General features: G+C 63.6%; 11 protein-coding genes. 1 reads left to right on the top strand and 10 read right to left on the bottom strand.

Going from position 1 to position 19,183, the window contains the following annotated elements:
• Positions 1-585, bottom strand: a complete 585-nt coding sequence (locus VLJ37_09725) for a peroxiredoxin (GenBank protein ID HSA59948.1) — start codon at positions 583-585, stop codon at positions 1-3.
• A 39-nt stretch (positions 586-624) separates the two neighbouring features.
• A complete protein-coding gene (gene moeB / locus VLJ37_09720) occupies positions 625-1,800 on the bottom strand; it encodes a molybdopterin-synthase adenylyltransferase MoeB (protein ID HSA59947.1) in 1,176 nt (391 codons plus the stop codon).
• An 88-nt stretch (positions 1,801-1,888) separates the two neighbouring features.
• Here moeB and VLJ37_09715 point away from each other — a divergent pair, with 88 nt between their 5' ends.
• Positions 1,889-4,051 carry a nitrite reductase gene (locus VLJ37_09715; GenBank protein HSA59946.1) on the top strand — a complete coding sequence of 721 codons (2,163 nt, stop codon included), beginning with the start codon at positions 1,889-1,891 and terminating at the stop codon, positions 4,049-4,051.
• Here VLJ37_09715 and VLJ37_09710 read toward each other — a convergent pair whose 3' ends face one another.
• The 8 genes from VLJ37_09710 to VLJ37_09675 all read right to left on the bottom strand — a co-directional run bounded on the left by VLJ37_09710 (position 4,052) and on the right by VLJ37_09675 (position 19,146).
• Positions 4,052-6,982, bottom strand: a complete 2,931-nt coding sequence (locus VLJ37_09710) for a hypothetical protein (GenBank protein ID HSA59945.1) — start codon at positions 6,980-6,982, stop codon at positions 4,052-4,054.
• Entirely contained in the window at positions 6,982-10,032 is a 3,051-nt protein-coding gene (locus tag VLJ37_09705; GenBank protein ID HSA59944.1) for a hypothetical protein, read from the bottom strand. The genes VLJ37_09710 and VLJ37_09705 overlap by 1 nt, the downstream gene beginning before the upstream one ends.
• Before the next feature lie 94 nt (positions 10,033-10,126).
• Positions 10,127-11,293: a hypothetical protein gene (locus tag VLJ37_09700; GenBank protein HSA59943.1), complete on the bottom strand. Its 1,167-nt coding sequence runs from the start codon at positions 11,291-11,293 to the stop codon at positions 10,127-10,129.
• A gap of 199 nt (positions 11,294-11,492) precedes the next feature.
• Complete coding sequence (locus tag VLJ37_09695; GenBank protein ID HSA59942.1) at positions 11,493-13,106, bottom strand: hypothetical protein; 1,614 nt, start codon at positions 13,104-13,106, stop codon at positions 11,493-11,495.
• 160 nt (positions 13,107-13,266) lie between these two features.
• Complete coding sequence (locus VLJ37_09690) at positions 13,267-15,042, bottom strand: hypothetical protein (GenBank protein ID HSA59941.1); 1,776 nt, start codon at positions 15,040-15,042, stop codon at positions 13,267-13,269.
• Positions 15,043-15,126: 84 nt separating this feature from the next.
• A complete protein-coding gene (locus VLJ37_09685) occupies positions 15,127-16,860 on the bottom strand; it encodes a hypothetical protein (protein ID HSA59940.1) in 1,734 nt (577 codons plus the stop codon).
• 56 nt (positions 16,861-16,916) lie between these two features.
• A complete protein-coding gene (locus VLJ37_09680; GenBank protein ID HSA59939.1) occupies positions 16,917-18,002 on the bottom strand; it encodes a hypothetical protein in 1,086 nt (361 codons plus the stop codon).
• Positions 18,003-18,168: 166 nt separating this feature from the next.
• Entirely contained in the window at positions 18,169-19,146 is a 978-nt protein-coding gene (locus tag VLJ37_09675) for a hypothetical protein (protein ID HSA59938.1), read from the bottom strand.
• Positions 19,147-19,183: the final 37 nt, after the last annotated feature.

Genomic DNA, 19,183 nt, shown 5'->3' with positions numbered 1-19,183 from the left:
CTATTTCACCGACGCAAAATATTCCTTGGATTTGACGAGGTCGGGCTTCATCGTCTTGTCGCCCGGCTTCCAGTTGGCGGGGCAGACCTCTCCGGAGGTCTTGGCCATCTGCATGGCCTGGATCACCCGGAGCGTCTCCTCGGTTGACCGGCCGAAGTTGAGGAAGTTGACCGTCTGGTACTGAAGGACCCCGTCCGGATCGATCACGAAGAGGCCGCGGAGCGCGATGCCGCCGGGGAGCAGGACGCCGTAGTCGTTCGCGATCTGCTTGTTGATGTCGGCGAGCAGGGGATACTTGAGGCCCTGGATGCCGCCTTCCTTGCGCGGCGTCTTCGCCCAGGCGTTGTGGGAGAACTTGCTGTCGACCGAGACGCCCAAGACCTCGGCGCCCACCTTCTTGAACTTGTCGATCTCGTCGGAAAACGCGTTGATTTCCGTCGGGCAGACGAAGGTGAAGTCGAGCGGGTAGAAGAAGAGGACGAGCCATTTGCCCTTGTAGTCGGCCAAGGAAATCGACTTGAATTCGTCGTTGCCCAGGGCCGCATCCGCCTTGAATTCGGGGGCTTTTTGTCCGACTTGGATCATAAAATTTCTCCTTTTAATTGTGTGTAGGGGCGATGCTCGTCATCGCCCGGTCGGCGAAGGTTGACTGCAAAACCATTCGTAGTCAATCAACTCTTTGATCGTCGGCTTGTCGCCGCACACCGGGCAGCCGGGGTCGCGGCGGATCTTCATCTCGCGGAACCTCTGCGAGAGCGCGTCATACATGAGGAGACGTCCGATGAGCGTGTCCCCCGTTCCCAAGACGAGCTTGATGGCCTCGACGGCTTGAATCGAGCCGATGATCCCCGGCAGCACGCCCAAGACCCCGGCCTCGGCGCAGGACGGCGCCATTTCCGGAGGCGGCGGCTCGGGATAGAGACAGCGGTAGCAGGGGCCTCCGGCGGCGGCATGGAAGATGGCCACCTGGCCCTCGAACCGGAAGATGCTGCCGTCGACCAAGGGTTTCTTGGCGAAGACGCAGGCGTCGTTGATCAAATAGCGCGTCGGGAAATTGTCGCAGCCGTTCACGACGATGTCGTAATCCGCGATGATCTTCATGACGTTGTCGCGCGAGAGCCGCTCCAGAATCGGGACGATCTTGATCTCCGAATTGATGCCCTTCAGCCGCCGCGCCGCCGATTCCGCCTTGGGATTCCCCACCTCCTGCTCGCTGTGCAGGATCTGGCGTTGGAGGTTGGAAAGGTCGACGGAGTCATAGTCGATGATGCCGATCGTGCCCACGCCCGCGGCCGCGAGATAGATCGCGGTCGGGCAGCCGAGGCCCCCGGCGCCGATCAGGAGGATCCGCGATTCCAGGAGCTTCAACTGGCCCTCTTCGCGCACCTCCGGGAGGAGGATGTGCCGGGCGTAGCGCGAGGACTGCGCGGGGGTCAGCATCTTCTTTTGTTGGATCGGCAGTCCGGCGTCCTTCCAGCCGTTGAAGCCGCCGGTCATCGAGGACACCTTTCCGTAGCCCAAGTGGTTCAAGGCCTTGGCGGCCAAGGCCGAGCGGACGCCGCCGGCGCAGTAGCAGACGATCTCGCGGTTCCGGTCCGGGACCTCGTCCTCGATCTGGAGCTCGAGCAGACCCCGGGGGATGGTGACGGCGCCCGGCACGACGCCCCCCTCCCATTCGTCGGGCTCGCGGACGTCGACGAAGACCACGTTGGGGTCCTTGGTCTTTTTCGCGGCCTCGTCCGGCCGGATCTCCCGGATCTCGGATTTGACCTTCTTGATCAGCTCTTGGAAGTTCGGCATGAGGGCAAAATAAGGTGATTCCTTGAGATATGTCAATTGATCGCCCCTACTTGACCTCCCGGATCATTTCCAGGAATATGAAAGCACTATGACGACGCCGCCGACTATCGATCCTGAAATTATTGAAGAAATCGACCGCTACGAAGCCATGGTCAAGAAGTTTCGGGCGGGCGAGATCACCCAGGATACCTTCCAGCGCTTCCGTCTGCAGCACGGGGTTTACGGCCAGCGCCAAGACAACGTGCAGATGATCCGGATCAAGATCCCCCTGGGAATGTTGACGGCCGAGCAGATCGATTGCATCGCGGAGTTGGCCGAGACCATCGCACACGACAACGGCCACCTGACGACGCGCCAGGACATCCAGATCCATTACGTGAAGCTCGAGAACACCCCGATGCTCATGCGCAAGCTCGCGGCCGTGGGGCTCACGACCCGAGAGGCCTGCGGCAACACGGTCCGGAACGTGACATGTTCCCCCGGCGCGGGCGTTGATCCGGACGAAGTCTTTGACGTGACACCCTATGCGCGCGGGGTCGCCTATCATCTCCTGAGGAACCCGATTAACCAGAACCTTCCGCGCAAGTTCAAGATCGCCTTCGACGGCGGCGGGCGTATCACGGCGCTGCCGATGCTGCACGACCTGGGCGTGGTGGCGAAGATCGAGAATGGGACAAGGGGCTGGAAGGTCTTCGTGGGCGGAGGTTTGGGTTCCAGCCCGCGCATCGCCAAGGTCCTGCACGAGTTTCTTCCGGTGGAGGAGTTGATCCCCTGGACGCACGCCGTCCTGCAGGTCTTCGACCGGCACGGCGAGCGGAAGATCCGCTCCAAGGCCCGGATCAAGTTCCTGATCGACAAGTGGGGGTTTGAGAAATTCAAGGACGAGGTGACGAAGGAGAGGACGTCGATCAGGGTCGACCCGGCCTGGAACGACTACCTCAAACACCTTTCGGATTGGGAAGAGAAGCCCCCGGTCGTGGACGACAAGAAGATCCCGAAAGCCTCGGAATCAGCGGAATTCCTCGCCTGGAAAAAGACCAACGTGACGCCCCAGAAGCAGAAGGGTTACTCGATGGCGGAGATCCGCCTCACCACCGGCGACATGAATCCCCGCCAAATGCGCGCCTTCTCGGACATCCTGCGCCGCTATGCCGGCGGCAAGTGCCGGAACTTCGTCCACCAGAACTTCCTGATCCGCTGGGTGCGCGACCAGGACCTGCCCGCGCTTTACGAGGAATTGAAAAAGATCGGGTTCGCGAAGACCGATCCCCAGACGATCTACGACGTGCTGGCCTGCCCGGGCACCGACACCTGCCGTCTGGGCATCTCGTCGTCCATGGGACTGGCGCGCGAGTTGGAAAGGCGTCTCTACGCGGAGGACGGAAAGGTGTCCGCGGTCGCCAGGGATGTCGTGATCAAGATCAGCGGCTGCCCCAACTCCTGCGGCCAGCATCACATCGCGAACATCGGCCTCCACGGCGGGGCGTTCCCCATGGATGGCAAGACGATGCCCGCCTTCATGCTCTTCATCGGCGGCAATCCCGGACGCGACATGGTGGTGGCGCAGCTGACGACCCAGATCCCGTCCAAAAACGTTCCCGACGCGGTGATCCGCCTGGTCTCGCATTACGCGGACAACCGGAAGCCGGGCGAGGCGTTCAACGACTTCTATGGCAAGCTGGGCAAGGAGGGTGTCATCAATCTCCTCACGCAAGAGCCCGACCTGCTGAAGGCCCACACGTTCCAGGAGCGCCCGGACCTCTACACCGACTGGGAGGACAAGCAGGAATTCGCCCTCCAGAAGGGCGTCATCGGCGAGTGCGCCGGGGCGGTGGTGGCGGACGTCGTCCCGAACGTCCGCGACGGCGAGCCCCTGCTTCAGATGGCCGAGGCCCACTTAGGCCACGGCCAGTACGATTCCGCGGGTCACAAGGCCTACGAGGCACTGGCCAAGATGGCGAACGGCCTGCTCTTCCACAGGCTCGTCCAGCCCTTCGTCGATTCCGAGAGCATCCACGAGTTCGAGAACCACTTCGTCAAGACGGGGATCCTTCCGCAATGGAGGGATTTCCGAGAAAACGTCGAGGGCTTGAGAAAGAAGCCGGCCTCCGAATCGACGGCCAAGGAGTGGATCGAACTCGGCAGGACCTTCCTCAAGGACGCCCTCGCCAAGGAGGCGGAGATCGTCAAGGCCTCCCCCCGCAAGGGCGCCGCGCCCCAGCAGAACGTGCCGGATAATCTGTTTATCTGATCAAATAAAGGCCGGCCGCATCGCCGGCGAGAAGTTGAAGGACGGGACCGTGATGGGAACGATGGCGGGCGCCACGACCATCGGCAGGAGAGGCACGCTGGCAGGGTTCCAGGCGCCGTCCGCTCCGATCGCTCCGAGGGAGGTCTCCTTCAATTTGCCGATGTCGATCGTATAGTATTTGCCGTCGTCGTCCTTATAGACCGGGTTGCCTTGATAGCAGAGCTCCCCGGAATCCCACATCTGGAATCCCTCCGGGATCTTTCCGTCCTTGGCCATCGCGCGGCTCCAGCCGCGTTCGGCGGCCGCGGCGTCGGCGGCCTGCTGCGCCCGGTGGGCGCGGACGCCGGCCCAATGGCTGGAGGCGACCTCGTCGAAGGTCTTGGGAATGTGGTTGACGGCGAAGCCGCCGAGGGATTCCTGGATCTCGAAATACGAACCCACCACGCCGGAGGTCTGGGCCTGCCTGACCGCGACATTCACCGCGTCCTCGCTCGGAACACCGCCGGAGGCCAGTTGGGAGACGTACCATTGAAGGGCCCACTTGGCCCCGTTGATGCGCGTCATGATCATGGCTGGGAGGTCGGGACGCGCGTAAGGGGAGAGAAGCGCCGGCACGTCGGCACGGATGCGGGCGGCGGTGGCCTCCTCCTTGGAGTAGGCCCGGACCAGGGCCTCCGCGACATCCTCAGAGCCGACCGATTGGAAGGTCTGGAAATCCGCTTCCGAGAAATAGAGGTTGGTGGGACTGAAGGCGAATTCGAGCCCGGCCGGGATCGGAAAATAGACGACGGGGGCGCCGGAGGCCGCGCCGGGGACCCTGTTTAAGAAGAATCCGAAATCGGCTTCGGTCATCTTTTCCGGGAATTTTCCCGCCTCGGCGATGCGCGCCACGCGGAGGCTGAAATCGGGACGTTCCGGCAGCCCTGCCAGGTAACCCGCGAGACCCGGCTCCGCCGCCTCGACGGCCTGACGGAACCGAAGCTCGTCGGCAACAAATTGCGGGGCAACCTCGCCCGTCCGGACCTCGATGCGCTGGAGCTCCCGGGACAGGATGAAGGCGCGCAGGGCCATGAACAGACCCGGCGTCGCGCCTTGGGTTCGGTAGGTCTCGAGAAGGGGGCGGACTTCGGCGCGGATTTGGGCCGCCTGCTGAGCCTCGCCCCGGCCGTAACGCCGGACCAGGGCGTCTTCCAGGTTGGTGCCCCGGAGGTTCCAGGAAAGCAGCGTCATCTCGCCCGCCGCCTTGGGATCCTTCATGAAAGCGACTTGGAGCTCCTGGGGAAAATCCGAGATGAAACTCCTCGGCTGGAGGACGTTCAGCTCGGGATGGACCATGAACATCTCAGCCAGGGAGACGGCGGGGTCCCCGGCGGCGACGTTTTGGGGAGCGGGGACCGCGATGGTTTCCGCGGACCCGGAAGGACGGCAAGTCCCGGAATATCGTCCGGCGAATTCCCCGATCAGGGCCGTGTTCCAGGCATCATAGGTTCCGAAGGGATCGGTCATGAAGAACCAGTCGATCGCCAGGTTCAGGACGGGATGGTCCCCGCCGGCGGCCAGGTTGATTCCCGTGAGGAGGGCGAGCTGGACGTACGGGTTTTCGAGGGCGCGCCGCGGGAGATTTTTCAAAAAACCCCCGGAAGCCATCCTCTCTTTCAGGAATTTTTGATAGTCCCGGAACGCCCTTCGGGGGTCATCCACGGGGGCCCCGCAAAATTGGGTCAGCTGCCTCTCGAAGAGCCGGGGCAGGACCAGTTTGCGGTACAAGAGGGAGGCTCCGATCACGGGACCGAGGTCCCGGACGATCGCGGGAAGGGCCCTTTTGGCGGTGGCCACGAGGCAGTCGACGTAACCGGTGCAGGCCGGGGTTCCCCGTTCCCCCATCCAAACGCGGAGAGCGCTCACCTCGGTCGGCGTCAGGGTGCCCAAATACGCACGGGCGAGGATGCTGGCGCCTGAAACTTCGCTCGGATGTTTGGACTCCAGCCGGGCGAGGGTCGCGTTGAATTTGTCCAAGGCCTTGCGCACGGCGGCTTCATTTCCTTTGGCCGCCGCCATCTCCGACCGAAAGTCGGCGACCGCTCGGTTCCGTTCGGAAAAGAACCTGTCATCGTCTTTTCCGGACGTGATCCTCATCCCCATCCAGACGGCTCCGTCGGCGGACTGGAGCAGTTGATCGAGGGCCACGATTTCCTCAGTGGTCAAGGGAGCGGGGCTTCCGGCCGCGGCGAGATCATAAGCATTCCCGTGTTTGGGGATCGTCAGCAGACGGTGCACGGCCGAAAGTTCCTCGGGGCTCAGTTCCCCCTTCGTGGCCCGGCGGATCAAGTCGGGGGGATTGGACCGGTCCGTCGAAGGGAAACCCTGAAGCGGCAATCCGTAAAGGGTTCCCCACTGGGCGGACTCCGTCCCGCTCTTCTTCCACTCGCCGGCGTAATGGTTCAGGATCCCCCAGAGGAGACCAACCGACTCCGGATCGTTGCTCAAGTCGGGTTGGGCGAGGTAGTCCGGAAGGCGGTTCACATAGGCGTCGGCCTTCACCAGGAAAAGGGCGACGTTGGGCCAACGATCCGGATTTTGTTTGACGAAGGCGGTGGCCTCCGTCCGTGTGACGAAACCGTCGGGGCTTCCGTCGGCCGCTCCTCCCGTGTCGGCGGCGATGAGGTCGGTCTCGAATCGGCGGATCCGTTCCCTCGCCGTTTGTGAGAGAAGCGGGTCCAGGATGCCGCGGATGTCCTTCCACTTCGAATCGCCGTCTTTGAGCCCCCGGACGTCGAAGAGGGCCGGCCCAAGGCCGGCGGCGGCGGCGCTCAAGTCCCCTTCAAAATCGTTGAAGAGATGGGCGAGGAGGTCGTCGCGCTTGGTGATCTGTCCGTCCCGGCCTAAGGCGAAATCATTCCTGACCTGGTCTGTCGTACGAAAAGGGGTCATTAGTAGGCTCCCGCGAGGGCCGGGACGAACGCCGGCGCGGATTCCACGGCCGCGCTGCTGCCCATGGCCCATCCAAGGGCGGGTGTCGGGATGATGATGAAGACCGGCACCTTGCTTCCCGTCGTCGCGATCATCATCCGGTCGAAACGGTACATGGGATCGTTTTGCATGTACCACTCGTGAGCCGACTCATCCTGCAGACGATCGGGATCCGGGTCTTTGTAAGTCTCACCCGTCAAATAATTATAGATGTACCCTTCCGGGATTGATTCGCTTGCGTGTTTCAGCTCGTATTCCTCGCTCCACTGCTTGCTGGCCTGTCTCTGCATTTCCGCAAAATGAACACTCTGGGCTCCGGAAGGCGTGGCGATCTGTTCGTAAAGCGATGCGACGTCCGCTGGGACACCCGTTTTAAGTCCCGTGATGTATTCGCGCAGCGCCCACTTCAGGCCGTTGGCGGCCTGGATGTCGGTGGGATCGCGGACGGTAAAGAGGAGGTTCACGTCCGAAATGATCTGGGATTGAAGGGCCCGATCGTTGGGGGCGAAGTGCGCCGCGAGCAGCTCGCCGGCCCGGGGGGCGGCCTCGGCCAAAGCGTAGAGATCGTCCTCGGCCATCTCGCCGCCCAAATAGACGTAGTCCCGAAAGACGACATGCAGTTCCCGGGGAAGATCGGCATAGGCCGGGTCGATCACGAGTCGCGCGGCCCTCGCGCGGGCCTGAGCCGCCGCTTCGGCGCGATTGGCGGCGATCTCGTCGAGGGACTCCCAATGCTCCTTGGCCGCCTCGTCAAAGCCGAGCTCCAAGGGGCGGTCGTAAATGCCGTTCTGGCGCTCCGTTTGGGCGGCCCAGCGATGGAACGCCTGGGACCCGCGGATGGCGTAATAGCTCTCCACGGCCCCTCCTTCGCGGATCAGGGGCACATAAGCCGAGGCGCGGAGCAATCCACCCGCCTCGAGGTTTTGAATGTATTGCCTCAAGGCCCAGCGGACCGAACTCGTCCGGGAGACGCTGATGACCCCGGATTCCTGGAAGACGGGCAGGATCTGGTTCATGTCCACGCGGATTTTCGCGGCGAGCCCGGGACGATCGGCGGCGTAACGCTGGATCAGGAGATCGGCGATCTTGGACCCAGGTTCACCCGTATTGGGGATCAGCGAGTAGAAGGACTCCTCGCTCGTTTGGGCGTCTTTCCCGGTCAGAGGATCTTCGCCGAAGAGGAACTGCAATTCCGCAGGGAGCTTCGAAATGGCGGCTTGATCCAGGGCGGGGGCGCCTCCGTTGACAATCTCCAAGTAATCCGACTCGGTCAGGGCCCGTACCTGGGTCGTATCGGCGGCCGTTGCCGTTTCCACGGCGGGGGCTTCGGCGGGTTGGGTCTCGACCGGCGTCGGCCGGCACACTCCGTTCTTCTGAGCGAATTGCTGGAGCAGGGGGTTGAAGAAGGCGTCGTAGGTCTCGAAGGACTCCCAGGCGGCGAGGCTTAAGGCCACGTCGATGGCCAAGCTGTCCTTGCCTTGGGGCAGCAGGTGTTGGGCGCCCATGAAAACTCCGAGGCCGACCCATGGGTTTTGCAGGACGCGGCGGGGGATGCCCTTCAGACCGCCGAGTCGGGACTGTTCTTTGACGAACTTTTCGTATTGCCGGTAGAGCTCGCGGGGATTTTCGACGGGGCCGCCGCCGCAGAGGTTGGCCAGGCGTTTCGCAAAGACGTTTTTGAGGAAGAAATGATGATAGAGCGCCGGGGCGGCGAGCGGACCGAGGAACCCGACGGGATCTCTCGCGATCGCCTGATAGAACTGCAGTCCCTTCATCTTGAGACAATCCAGGAATCCGTCGCAGCTCAAACCCTGGGCCTCCTCCTGTTCCCCCATCCAAACCCTGAGGGCGCCGAGCTCGACGGGGGTGAGTTTCCCCAGATAGGCGCGCGCGACGAGATTCGAGGCGGCGATGGTTCCGGGATGGTCGGCCTCGAGCCGGGCCATGGTCCTGTTGAGCCTGTCCAAGGCCCGCTCGATCGCCCCTTGATTCCCCTTCGCCGCGGCCATCTCCGATCGGAAGTCGCTGACGGCCTGGTTCCTCTCCGAAAGAAAATCCTCCTCGCCCTCGCCCGAGACGATCGTCATCCCCATGAAGGTCGCGCCGTTCGCGTTCTTGAGGAGATGATCGAGCATGCCAATCTCCGCGGGCATGAGGGGGGCGGGGTTTTCCTGGTTCTGGAAGTCGTAGTCGGCGCCCGTATGCGGGATCATCAGGAGCCGGTGGACGGCCGCGGTCTCCTCGGGCGTCAATGGACCGATGGCGGCACGGAGGATGATGTCGGGAACCAAGCCCTTCAGTTCGGATGCTTCCTCCTCCGAGAGGCGGTTCAAATCGTAGCTGCCGTCCGGATTTTGCGCCATTGTGAGGAGTTCGAGGGATCGTTGCCTGTCCGTCGCGGAAGGGGCCCAGGGGAACTCCTGGAGCGAAAGTCCGTAGAGTGTGCCCCAAACCGCGCGGTCGGCCCCTCCCTTCTCCAGTTCCTTGGCATAGAGGCTCATGAGGTCCGAGAGGCGGCCCAGCTCATCGCTCGTGAGGGGAGCTTGCGCGAGATAATCCGGGAGGCGGTTCAAATAGGCGTCGGCCTTCGCCAAGAATAAGGCGACGTTGGGCCAGCGCTGGGGGTTCTTTTGGACGAAGGCGACGGCCTCGGAACGCGTCACGAAGCCATCCGGGCTTCCGTCGGCGGAACCGCCGGTGTCGGCGGCGATGAGGTCGCCCTCGAACTTCCGGATCCTTTCGCGCCCGGTCTCCGAGAGGAGGGGATCGATGACTTCGTGGACGTCGTTCCAAGCCCCTTTCTGAGGATCCTGCGAATGGGCCTTCAGGTCGCCGACGTAAAGCAGGACGGGGCCCAAACCGACGGCGGCGTCGTCCAGGTCCCGGCCAAAGTCGTCGGAGAGGTAGGCGAGAAGCTCGTCTCTCTTCGTGATCTTGGTGGTCGCGGTCAAGGAGGGGTCCTGCCTCCGAAAATCCGCCCTCACATCCTTCGTGGACCGAAAGAGAGTCATGGAAGATAATCCCCCACTAGGATTATCGGTCGAATCGTCAAGGATGTTGCCTTTTTAAATAAAAATTAATCGTTAACTATTGGATACATTTGCCCTATTCGGAGCCTCCATACAGCTCGAGCGTGGCCTTGTTCTTCTGGACCTGCGTGCCCGTGCCGCCACCATTGGGCGCGGCCTGGGCATCATTCGGAAGGTTCATGAGGACGACGGCCCCGGCGGCCGCCGCGGCGGCCGGCATGGCGTAACGCGAGGCCACACGGCGGAAGCTCGCCATGACGCCCTCCTCCGCGACGACGCCCCCGGCCCTTCCTTTTCCGGCCTTGTGAAGGAGGAAGGCGGTCGCGACCAAGATCGTCGCCCCGGCGGCGTATTCCTCCCAGGAGGTGCCCCGTCCGGTCACGCGGATCTCCGTGGGCTCAGACGGGAAGGAAACGCGGGGATGGCCTTCCGGCGGGGATCCGGGAGCGGGGGACGAGGGAGGGGCATTTTTCAGCCCATTTGCGGCTGCGGCCAGTGCCGCAAGGAGACTCGCCACGGCGGCCAGATCGTTCGCGCCTCCACCGCCTCCGGACGGAGGCTTCGGGCCGCCGCCGCGGTTGTTCCACCAATTGCCCAGGATGTGGGCCGCGAGTCCGCCCACGGCAAAGACGAAGATACCGCCGAGGATATATATCGCGGTCGCCTTGATCTTTTCCCCGGTCGATTGCTCGCCCTTTGGCACGTAGAGATTAGCGACGCCCTTCAAGGCGGCGCATTTGTCGGCGGAACCTTCGCCCAGGAGAGAGGAGCATTCGCTTTGAAGTTTTTTGAAGCCCCGGATGAGTTGGGTATTGAAGGCCTTGCTCGTGTTGATGCCGATCGTGCCCTGATTGTGGGGGTCCGAACATAGAAAGGCGCGGCCGACTCGGTCTCCAAAGATACGACTGAGGGCGATCTGATCCTTGGCCGTCCAGGTGATGCCGCTGTCGGTCGGTAGGATCTCGAAGGAGACGCTGCCGCCCTGGGCCGAGCAATCGCCCACCTCCGCGCCCTGCATCTTCCGCGTATTCTCCAGGGAGTCTGGGGTGACGCCTTCCAAGTCGTATCGGCCCTGTCCGGTTGGACCCGCAAAGGTGACCTTATCGCCGGATACTTCCTTGATGTCGGCAACGCGGCCGTTCGCATAGAGGTAGAGTTCACCGAGCGGGTGTTGTGCCGCTGTCAAGCAAAGCCCTTCCGCCATTTTTGTTGCCGTATAATCGCTGCACAGTTCTCCAGACATATGACCTCCGTTGACTGTTCGAAAGAGTGAGGCTCCGTTTTGGTTTTCGGCGGGGACGAAGAAATGTTGCTTATTTCAGTAAATATATTTTTATGATAACAATTGTTAACATTTCGAGGTGAAAAGACACCGGCGGAAAAACAAAAAGGGCCGGGGGGTTCCCCCGGCCCTTTGAAATCAAAGCGGACTTTCTACTGATTTAATTCGTCATGACCGGCGACGGACGGAGCGTCGCCAGGGCGTTGGTGAGGCGCATGATCTCCGAACCCAAGCGCGCGCCGTCTCCCTCCAGGAAGTCGACCTGTTCCTGCGTGAAACTTGAACCCCGTACTGGCGTCACCTGGCCGGTCGCCGACAAGGTGATGCCGTATCTTTCCCACAAGGCCGTGAGCCGCCTCGACCGGATGTTCAGCTCCCGCTCGGCCACGCCCGCCGCGAAGGTGTTGAAGGCCGCACGGTCGGTGATGTGGCCGTTCGCGTCCACGAAACGGGTCATCCCGCCTTCGTCCCGGTCGAGCTTGAAGGTGCGGCGGAGGATGTCGATGACCCGGTAGGAACTGGCCATCGCCGTGCTGTTGTCGCTGTAAAAGGTGCGAATGCCCGCTTCCAGGTCCTGCATCGCCATCGGTTCCTGTTCGCGGTCCGAGGCGCTCCTCATGAGGAAGGCGACGAGGTTCGAATCCATGTTGTCCGTGAAGCTGCGCGTGTCGCGGACGATCGCTTGTTCGGCATAGCCCAGACCTTCGGCGAATTCGTCTCCGTAGCCGCACAGGACGGTCAACCCCGCCATGAGATGGCCGACGGGACTCCGGCCCAACCAGCCCCAGGCCTCCGAGTACATCCGGTCACGGGCCATCCGCGCGAGTTGTCCGTAAGGATCGCTCGTATCGTTCATCCCGGTGGCGGCCTCGGTGATCCAGCCCCCGAGCTGGCTGCCCATGATGACGGCCCCGGCCGCGCCCAGACCCTGCATGGCGCCTCCGGACCAGCCCGCGCCCCCCGCCCACCCTCCCTTGGCCAGAAAGACGTAGGAGCCTTCGCCGGCCCCGGTCAGGCCCACGCCGATCGCGGACCGAAAGGCGTTGGCGAAGGTCGGCGAGTAAACGGGATTCAAGGGCGAGTTGATGGCCGGCGCGAAGGTGAGGAGCGTGCCCCCGATGCTCCCGTAGGTGTTCGCGTCCGAGCCCATCGGCGTGCCCAAGGCGTCGAAGGCGTAGGACCAGCCGTACTGAACGGTCGTTCCGACGCCCATCGAGGTGAGACCCTGGTTCAAGAACTGATTCAAAGGAGCGGCCGGGACCCGCGCCGAGGGGGCGGTGAAAAAGCGGCCGCCCACGTCGGCCAGGGCGTAGGTGCCGCCCACGAAGGGTCCGATCACGGGGGCCGGGACATCGTTCTGGGCGAGAAAGACGTTGGTGCCGATCAGGATGGCGGAGCCTCCGAGCGTGACCGCAAGAGAGCCTCCGGGGATCGGTTCTGCCGGAGGGCCTCCGCCGTTGCCCACGCGCACGAATGGACCCTCGAAGGGGATGTCGCCCGCCTGGCGGAAGAGGTATTGCGGCGTCACCGACCCGTCGGCCGCCATCGCGAGGCGCATGGTGATCATCGTGTCGGGCGAGCCCGCGAGCAGGGAGGCGGTGTTGCGGAGCGGCCCCACGGGCAGGGAGGACATCACGTCGTTCAGGCGGTAATTTCTTCCCTCGACAAAACCGTCCAAGGGCCGGCTCAGGATCTCCAGCTGCTGGGTTTGGATGACGGAACCGGCGTTCAGGGTCGCGGTCGCCATGGGATTGTAGACGATGGGAGAGGTCACCTAGACTCCTTCTTGCCGTTGATGGATTGAAATTCAGTTTTAGTTATCGGCCGTGGGTAAGAAATGTTGCGTTTTAATAACAAAAGCAGGTTAACGCAGTTAACTCTATGACTTTATAGAGTTTATTTGATTCTCATTGGAGACGTTTGGTTAACGGGCACTAATGCGGGAGGGTGGAAAGGGTCATCAGTTCCATGGAGAGGCGGAGGCCTTCTCCGTCCAGGAACTCACGCTGGGCGGGCGTCAGATGGGTCCGGAAGGCCTCCAATTGTGCGGGATCGGTCGGGATCATGGAGACGGCAACGCCGTTGACGACCTCCGACAGGCCCAGTTCCAAGGAGCGTTCGTTGAGGCGCCGGGCGACGTCGATCCGGCGGATCCGGACGTGGCGGGCCATGTGTTCCCGGAACTCCGTCCGGTTCCGGATCTCTCCCCGGTCGCTGACGATGCCGATCAGGCTCTCGATGCCGCTGGAGGTCATCGGCGCCGTGGCGTCGTCCACGATGTTGTAGCCGTTCCGAATGTTTTCGGCGTTTCGTTCGTCCCGGTAGAAGGCGCGTACGTCCCGTTCGACCGCGTCCCAGTCCGTCGTCGCCGCCCCGTCGGGGGAGAAGCGCGTATTTTGCGCGAGGATGGCGATCAGGCTCTGGTGGAGGGAATCACCGAACGCGTCGGAGCCGCTGACCAGAGTGTCCCGAATCCTTTCGACATTGCGCGTGTGGAAGGCGTCGGATTCGCTGCTCACCATCGAGTCGACGGAGTCGAAAAAGGTCCAGATCATCCCGAAGGCACCGGAAAGCACCGATCCGAACCGTTCCTGATTGTAGATATCCTGGCTCAGGCGGATGAGGTTCCAGAGACGGACGTTGGTGCGGTAATCGCCGCTGGAGGCGGCGGAGTAGATCCGCCCGATTCCCCAGACCCCGGCGCGCGCGCCGATATCGATGATGCCGATCCAGCCCAACATACGCGCGAAGACCGCGCTGACGCGCAGGACTGACGCCCCTCCCACCATCAGCTCCGCGCCGGTGCCGAGCGCAGCGGCACGAAGGACCGCGCCTTCCGCCAGGGCCCTTCCGGCGGCGGTCGAGAGTTGCGTGGCGGATTCCGCGCAGAGCCTTTGGAGGATGAACGGCATGGTCGCCAGCGTGACGCCCGCGAGATCGGTGCTGAACGAGTTCGTGGGCGCACCGATCCGCTCCAAGAGGAGCCGGGCGAGGATCTGGTAGCCGAGGAACGTGGGCAGACCCCTTAAGCCTTCGACCGGACCGACGCTGACCAGACCCGCCCGGTAGAGGGCGAGATGCGAGGCCATCACGCTCGTGAAGAGGACAGGGATGCGGGCCTCTTCGGGCAGGATGTGGCGGTCGACGAGGGCCTGCAGCAGGAACCGGTCGTAGGCGACGATGGCGGCCCCGGCCCCCGTGAGGGACACGAACATTCCGGTGGATGTCGGCGTCCGCGCGGTTGCGGCTCCGGGACCGCCCGGACCGCTCCCTCCGGTTCCGGTCGCCGCGATCGACGGCGTGTCGCCCGTGCGAAAGAAGACGATCTGCGGGACGGTCTCGCCGTTCGAGAGACGGGCCTGCACGATTCGGAAGGAGACGGAGACGTTGAACTCGGTCTCCAGGCGGAGCATCGGCTCGATGTACGGGGTCAGTTCCCCGGGCAAGCTCGTCCGGTAATCGGCCAATCGGAGGTCCACATTGGACGGTGGGAGTCCCCTGTCCGCTGAGCATTCGAGGGGTGCGGGCGCGAACAGTGAGGCCATCCCCGGGGCGTCCCCGGCGCTTGCCAGGGGGGCCTCGCACATCCCAAAGGAGTCGGCCGGGGTGGCGGCGTTGCAGACAGGCCCGAGGTCATTGGGGCCGAAAAAGCCGGTCGACGCCGAGGCGATCGGAGGCAGGCAAGTCGCAATGGCCGGATTACACGTCATGGAATCACACTCCCCCAGTTATTGTTATCGGCTGGAATGCGGAAATGTTGCGTTCTTACTATCCTAAGTAATTTCATAAACTTATCAGCGTTCCATGGCCTCCTCCAAGAGGGTGAGGTACGCGATCTCCGTGCTGAGCCGGAGTCCTTCGCCCGTCAGGAACTCGTTTTGGGCGGCGGTGAGCCTTGAAGGGTCGGAGGGCATCCGGAAGACGCGGACGCCGTCCACGTCCTCGGCGAGTCCCAGCTCCAAGGCGCGCGACTCCAAGGTTTGCAGCTTACGGAAGAGCTGAAGGCCCGCGTAGTTCCGGAAATGGACGCGGAACTGGTCTCTGTCCGGGATCTCCCCGTTCACGGAGACGATGTCGATCAACTCGGAGATCCCGCTGGCGGTCATCGGGGCGGTTGCATCGTCCACGAGGCCGTATCCGGCCCGGATATTGTCCGCGTTGTCTTCCTCCTGGTAAAAGGCCGCCACGTCGGCCGCGATGCCGTCCCAATTCACGGAATCCACGGCGTAGGTTCCGTCCGTCCCGCCCGGCGTCACGGAGATATGCCGCCCGATGATGGCGGCGAGGCTCGAGTGGAGCGATTCGCCGAATTCGTCGGATCCTTCCGCGAGTCCGAGGTAGGTGCGCCGGACCCGGTCCTGATAATAGGCGTCGTAGTCGTCGTCGATCCATGAATGGACGGTGTCGCCGAAGGTGAGGAAGGAGCCGAAGACCGACGCGGCGAAGGAACCGCAGTCCTCCTGGTTGATGATGTCCTGGCTCATGCGGATGAGGTTCCAGATCCTCATGTTGTGCCGGGTGTCGCCGGAGGAGACGGCGGAGACGATGTTGCCGATGCCCCAGGTCCCGAGGCGGGCGCCCAGGTCGATGAGGCCGATCCACCCCAAGATCCGCGCGAACGCGGCCCCCACGCGGAGCGTGGCCGCCTCCCCCGAGAGCCCCGCGAGTTGAAAGCCCCGTCCCGCCGCGGCGGCCTCCAGGGCCTCCGCCAGGACCGGCGATTGGCGCGCCAAGAGGAGGGGCATCATGGAGAGGGTGAGGGTGCCCAGATCGCGGGCCGGACCCGGCTCGACACCCAGACCTTCCATCAGGAGCCCCGCGAGCATCTGAAATCCCATGAACGTCGGCATCCCGCGCACAGCCTGCCCTGGCGCGGCCTTGACGAGGCCCGCACGATGGAGGGCCAGGTGGCCCGTCATGAGGGAGGTGAAGAGCAGGGGGCTGTGCATCTCCGGCGGTACGAGGCCATTGTCGATGAGCGGCCGGATGAGCAGGTGGTCGTAGGCGACGACGGCCGCGGCACCGCCGAAAAGATTCACGGTGAGACCGAACGTGGTCGGTTCGGGCGCCGGTCCGGCGCCTCCTCCTCCGCGGGGCGACCGCATCCAGGGCGTTTCACCCTCTTCGCCGGTCCGGAAGAAATAGATCTGAGGGACCTCCTCGCCCGTCGAGAGGCGGAGGTTCACGACGCGGAAGGAGACCGGCACGCCGAACTCGGCCTCGATCTGGACGAGCGGGGCGAGGTAAGGCTGTAACTCCGCCGGCAGACGATCACGGTACTCCGAGAGCGGAAGATTTTGGTCGAGAGGCGGGGGCGTCGGAGGGGCCGAGTCCATCCGGCCTTCGCGAAAGTAGGGCAGGAGCCCCCGCGTGGAAAAATCGCTCCACGGGATCGTGACCGAGTCCCCGGAATAGATCGACGAAGGACTATTCACCACCAGGGGATCGGCGTAGCACACGGGGCCGATCTCCGAGGGACCGCAAAATCCCGTGGGTGCCAGGAGTTGGGGAAAAGTTGGCGGAGACATTCAAGGCTCCTTTCAACGGCATCCCCCGGGTTTTTGGAGAAGGAATGGCTTAATTTTTACGGAACGACCGGCACGAGCCGGGGAACCAGTGCGGGGGCCGGGACCACGACCGGCGGGACGACCACCGGAGGCGGGACCGGCACCGGAATGAGCGCCGGGTTGACGCCGGGACCGGCGACGTTGGGAACCGCTCCGGGTGCGCCCGGGACCACGGACGTGCCGCCGTTGAAGCCCCGGATGGCCCGGGCCATGTCGAGGGCGCTCGCGACCCGGGCATTTCCCGGATTGGTGACGGGATTTCCGGTCGGCGTCGGGTTCGCTACGGGCGTAGGGTTGGCGACCGGTTCCGGGATCGTCGCGCCCGCGGCGCGGAGTCCTTCGATCAGTCCGCGGACGAAGGCGTCTTGATCGCCTCCTCCGCCGCTTCCGCTGCCGGGACCCTTGGGCCCGCCGCGGTTGTCGAACCATTTCGAAACCAAGTGTGCGCCGACGCCGCCGAGGATGAAGACGAGAATACCGCCCACGAGGTACCCCCCCATGCCCTTGACCTGGTCCCACGTGGACTGGGGCTCCGGCACGCCGGCGGCGGCGCGGAGCGACTGGAGCATCGCGTTGTAGTGGGCGTCATCCAATTCCGAGAAATTGCTCCGGTTGGAGGTCAGCGCGCTGATCCCCGCCAAGAGGGCGGGGCGGTGAAAAGTGTCGTTGTTGACGACCAAGGCCCGTGCGTTTTCGCGGTTCGAGCAGAAGAAGGCGTTTCCGGATTGACCTCCCGAAGATCCCAGGGCGCGGTAGAGCGCTGCCAAGTGGGGGGCTTCCCAGGTGATCGCGGAGCCGTTGTAGGTGGTCTGGAGGGCTGAGAACGAAACGCCGCCGGCGCCGCGCGCGGCGCAGTCGCCGACCTCGCCTCCCGCCAGGGTGCGCGTGAGGGCGATGGCGGCCGTTCCCAAGTCGGCGAGGGTGATGTCGCCCGTTCCGTTAGGTCCTGCGAAAATGGTGTTGGCCCCGTCGGTCCTTCGGATCGACGCCACGCGGCCGTCCCGATAGGTGATCAGCCCTTCGTAGGCGTGCCCGGCCGGCATCGAACACAAACTCGCCCCCAGATTCGTCCCCCCGAAGTCACTGCACTGATTACCCGACATAGAGCCTCCATGAGTTAAGAGATCCGTTTTGGTTATCGGCTCCGCGTTGGAAATGTTGCGTTTCAAAAACGACGCGATGGCAAAAGAACGGCAACCGCCCGGAGCAATTCGGGTTTTTCGTGATTCAAAAGGGAAACAAGGAGTTTAACAAAGGGAGGAAATGTCTTTACGCCTCCGGCACGCCGGACGTGTCTTCGCCCGAGAAGACGGCGAGCCCCAGGAATGCGACGGCGGCGACCGTTGCGACGGCGGCGACGGGGTCGTCCACGACGCCGATGACGGTCGCGTCGTCAGCCCAAAGGATCGCGGCGGCGACACCGCAGGTGACAGCGAGTCCCGTCCAAAGTCCTTGTTCCTCGGTGAAGGCGCTCGTCGTCTCACTCACAGGGTTCGATGAAGGCGCGCTCACGCCGGTGCCCGATCCCGTGCCGGCCCCGCCGGCCGGAGGGTTGCCGTCGCCACCGCGTCCGTCCCACCACCGAGCCGCGACGTGCGAACCCAAACCGCCCACGACGAAGACGACCACGCCGCCGATCAAGTATCCCGCGATGCCCCGGATCTGGTTCCACCACGATTCGGGGGCCGGCATTCCGGCGGCCGTTCTCAAGGAGGCGAGCATGGCCGCGCAGTGCGTGTCATCGAGATCGCCGCAAGAAGAGTCGAGGGTTTCGATGCCGGCGATCAGGTCCGGACGGTGGAACGCGTCGCTTGCCACGACTAGGGCGCCCGCGTTTTCGCGATTCGAGCAGAAAAACGCCGATCCGGAACGCGTCCCCGACACGCCGAGGATTCGCGAAAGCTCGCGGGCCTCGGCCGCGGACCAGGTGATCTCCTCGCCCTCGTAGCGTGACATCATGGGGGAGAAGGAGACCCCGCCCATCCCGCGCGCGGAACAATCGCCGATTTCCGTGTCCGCCATGCCGCGTGTGATCGCCAGTGATTCGGCGCCGACGCCCTCCATCGTGACCGTCCCCGTGCCGTTGGGCCCCGCGATGACGACGGTTCCCCCGCTCTCCGAGGTGATGTCCGCCACGCGCCCGTCGCGGTACGTGATGAGTCCCGGATAGACGTGACCCTCCGGCATGACGCACAGGGTTTCCCCCAGTTCCGTTCCCCCGAAATCCGCGCATTGTGTCCCCGACATAAATCCTCCCGCAGTTTTGACCTGAAAAATTCAAGTC

The organism is bacterium (assembly GCA_035454885.1).
Lineage (GTDB): Bacteria > UBA10199 > UBA10199 > JACPAL01.
This window is presented reverse-complemented; position numbering and strand designations above follow the sequence as displayed.

What these genes read in the sequence shown, in the direction of transcription:
- VLJ37_09725 (HSA59948.1), bottom strand. Translation starts at nt 585, where the DNA reads ATGATCCAAGTCGGACAAAAAGCCCCCGAATTCAAGGCGGATGCGGCC.
- moeB (HSA59947.1), bottom strand. Translation starts at nt 1,800, where the DNA reads ATGCCGAACTTCCAAGAGCTGATCAAGAAGGTCAAATCCGAGATCCGG.
- VLJ37_09715 (HSA59946.1), top strand. Translation starts at nt 1,889, where the DNA reads ATGACGACGCCGCCGACTATCGATCCTGAAATTATTGAAGAAATCGAC.
- VLJ37_09710 (HSA59945.1), bottom strand. Translation starts at nt 6,982, where the DNA reads ATGACCCCTTTTCGTACGACAGACCAGGTCAGGAATGATTTCGCCTTA.
- VLJ37_09705 (HSA59944.1), bottom strand. Translation starts at nt 10,032, where the DNA reads ATGACTCTCTTTCGGTCCACGAAGGATGTGAGGGCGGATTTTCGGAGG.
- VLJ37_09700 (HSA59943.1), bottom strand. Translation starts at nt 11,293, where the DNA reads ATGTCTGGAGAACTGTGCAGCGATTATACGGCAACAAAAATGGCGGAA.
- VLJ37_09690 (HSA59941.1), bottom strand. Translation starts at nt 15,042, where the DNA reads ATGACGTGTAATCCGGCCATTGCGACTTGCCTGCCTCCGATCGCCTCG.
- VLJ37_09685 (HSA59940.1), bottom strand. Translation starts at nt 16,860, where the DNA reads ATGTCTCCGCCAACTTTTCCCCAACTCCTGGCACCCACGGGATTTTGC.
- VLJ37_09680 (HSA59939.1), bottom strand. Translation starts at nt 18,002, where the DNA reads ATGTCGGGTAATCAGTGCAGTGACTTCGGGGGGACGAATCTGGGGGCG.
- VLJ37_09675 (HSA59938.1), bottom strand. Translation starts at nt 19,146, where the DNA reads ATGTCGGGGACACAATGCGCGGATTTCGGGGGAACGGAACTGGGGGAA.